The organism is Diaphorobacter ruginosibacter (genome assembly GCF_040396215.1).
GTDB lineage: Bacteria > Pseudomonadota > Gammaproteobacteria > Burkholderiales > Burkholderiaceae_C > Diaphorobacter_A > Diaphorobacter_A ruginosibacter_A.
In genome coordinates this window covers 1-3,174 of sequence record NZ_JBEBOW010000227.1, presented here as the reverse complement: position 1 = coordinate 3,174, position 3,174 = coordinate 1, and the positions used below count along the sequence as shown (strand labels likewise).

Genomic DNA, 3,174 nt, shown 5'->3' with positions numbered 1-3,174 from the left:
CCACGGTGAGCGAGAAGCTGGCGGTGACTGTGTTGCCCGCCGCGTTCTGCGCCTGTGCCGTATAGCTGTGCGCACCTTCGCTTTGCGCCGGAAGCGTGACGCTCCAGTTGCCGCTGGCGTCCGCCACCGTGCTGATCACCAGTGTGCTGCCTTCGTAGATGCTCACCGTCGCATTGGCCGTGGCCTTGCCCTCGAATGTCGGGGTGGTGTCGTCGGTCGCGCCGCCGTTGGCGATCGCTCCGATGACGGTGCCCTCGTTGTCGAGCACTTGCGTGATGCGCAGTTCCACCGCGCTGGAGTCCACGGTGAAGACCAGCGGGTCGCTCTTGGCGCTGGTGTTGCCCGCAGCGTCCGTGAGCGTGCTCGTCAGGCTGTGGCTGCCTTCGCCCAGGTCGGTCGCCGGTGTGAAGCTCCAGGTGCCGTCCTCACCCACCGTGGTGGTGCCGATCTTCGTGTCGCCGTCATAGATGGTGACGGTCTCGCCTGCCTGACCCGTGCCGCTGAGCGTGGGGGTCGCGTCGTCCGTGGTCGCTCCGCTTGCGATCTCGCCGGTCACGTCGCCCACGTCGTCCATGCCCTTCGGAGCCGATGGCTTGGCCGGGGCAATGGTGTCCACGATGATTTCGTATGCGCCCGTCGGGTCGCTGGTCTGGCCAGCGCCGTCCGTGGCCGTGGCTATCAGCGAGTGGCTGCCCTCGCCCAGTTCGTCCACGGTGATGCTCCACGTGCCGTTGGGCAGTGCGGTGGTGGTGCCCACCAGCGTGTCGCCGTCGTAGATGTTGATGGTCGTGCCCGCGCCCGCCGTTCCGCTGAAGGTCGGCGTGGTGTCGTCGGTGGTCGTGCCGGGCTGGATGTTGCCCACGATGCTGCCCACGTTGTCTTCCACGCCAGTAATGGCCGGTGCGGCAGGAGCTGCGCCCAGCAGCGAGAAGTCGATGCCCTCGGCAGCCGAGCCTACGTTGCCTGCGGCATCCACCGGCTTGGCCGTGAAGTTGTGCGGCCCTGCGGGCAGCGGCAGCGCCGGCTCGAAGCTCCAGGTGCCATCGCCCTGCACCTGCACTGTGCCCAGCAGCGTGCCGTTGTCAAACACCTGCACCGCGACCACCTTGCTGGCGTCCGCCGTGCCGCTGAACGTCGGCTTGCTGTCGTCCGTCTGGTCTCCCGACTTGATCTCGCCTTGCACCGCGCCCTGGTCGTCCCACAGCATCTGGCTCGTGATGTCTGTTGGGTTGGGTGCGCTGGTGATGAACGCCTGATCGGCCTGAGCCGCATTGCAGGGGTTGCCCGACGCGTCGAGAGCCGCGCCTTGGGCCACGCTGACTTCGACAGTGCCGGAGCTGTTCAGCGTCGGAGTGACAACCAGCTCATAAGTATGGTCGTTGACCTTGGTGAAGGTGCCTGCCGTACCGTTGGTCACCTGAATCTTGCTGGCGTCGAAATCCTTCACGTCTTCGCTGAACGTGAAAGTGAAAGTGACGCTACCGTCAATACCCACGACTCCCGGCACATTGTCCGAGATGGTGAGGACTGGAGCCACGGCATCCACAGTCACATCGGTAGGATCGCTGCTGTTGCCCGAAGGATCGGTCGCCACCACATTGACAGTGTCGCCATCGCTCAGGCCAGGATTTTCAAATTCAAACTTGCCGTCCTCACCCACCACCACGCTGTCGGTGCTGCCGTCAGGGTAGGTGACTGTCACGGTCGAGCCGGGCTCGGCTTCGCCGGTGATCGGGTCGTGGGCATTGATCGGGTCAACGATCGGGGCGTCGGGGTTCACCGCGTCGACGGTGACTTCTGTCGGATCGCTGCTGTTGCCCGAAGGATCGGTTGCCACCACATTGACGGTGTCGCCGTCTTCCAGGCCGGGGTTCTCGAATTCGAACTTGCCGTCTTCACCCACCACGACACTGTCGGTGCTGCCATCCGGGTAGGTCACGGTCACCGTGGAGCCGGGCTCGCCTTCGCCGGTGATCGGGTCATGGGCATTGATCGGGTCAACGATCGGTGCGTCAGGGCTCACCGCATCGACAGTGACTTCTGTCGGATCACTGCTGTTGCCCGAAGGATCGGTCGCCACCACATTGACGGTGTCGCCATCTTCCAGGCCAGGATTTTCAAACTCGAACTTGCCGTCTTCACCCACCACGACACTGTCGGTGCTGCCATCCGGGTAGGTCACGGTCACCGTGGAGCCGGGCTCGCCTTCGCCGGTGATCGGGTCATGGGCATTGATCGGGTCAACAATCGGAGCATCCGGGTTCACCGCATCGACAGTGACTTCTGTCGGATCGCTGCTGTTGCCCGATGGGTCGGTCGCCACCACGTTGACGGTGTCACCGTCTTCCAGGCCGGGGTTCTCGAATTCGAACTTGCCGTCCTCGCCCACCACAACACTGTCGGTTTCTCCGTCAGGATAGGTGATGGTCACCGTGGAGCCAGGCTCGGCTTCGCCGGTGATGGGGTCGTTGGCGTTGATCGGGTCAACAACTGGTGCATCCGGGTTCACCGCGTCCACGGTGACTTCTGTCGGATCGCTGCTGTTGCCCGAAGGATCGGTTGCCACCACGTTGACGGTGTCACCATCTTCCAGGCCGGGGTTCTCGAATTCGAACTTGCCGTCCTCGCCCACCACGACACTGTCGGTTTCTCCGTCAGGATAGGTGATGGTCACGGTGGAGCCGGGCTCGCCTTCGCCGGTGATCGGGTCATGGGCATTGATCGGGTCAACGATCGGTGCGTCAGGGCTCACCGCATCGACAGTGACTTCTGTCGGATCGCTGCTGTTGCCCGAAGGATCGGTCGCCACCACGTTGACGGTGTCGCCATCGTCCAGGCCGGGGTTCTCGAATTCGAACTTGCCGTCCTCGCCCACGGTCACGCTGTCGGTGCTGCCATCCGGGTAGGTCACGGTCACCGTGGAGCCAGGCTCGCCTTCACCCGTGATCGGGTCATGGGAATTGATCGGGTCCACGATCGGTGCGTCGGGGTTCACCGCGTCCACGGTGACTTCTGTCGGATCACTGCTGTTGCCCGAAGGATCGGTCGCCACCACATTGACGGTGTCGCCATCTTCCAGGCCAGGATTTTCAAACTCGAACTTGCCGTCTTCACCCACAGTCACACTGTCGGTGCTGCCGTCCGGGTAGGTGACTGTCACGGTCGAGCCAGGCT

1 protein-coding gene is annotated in these 3,174 nt (G+C 63.8%); it reads right to left on the bottom strand.

What is annotated here, in order from left to right:
* Positions 1-3,160, bottom strand: a 3,160-nt coding sequence (locus ABWP92_RS17065) for an Ig-like domain-containing protein (protein WP_353236601.1), incomplete at its 3' end; no start/stop codon positions are given.
* Positions 3,161-3,174: the final 14 nt, after the last annotated feature.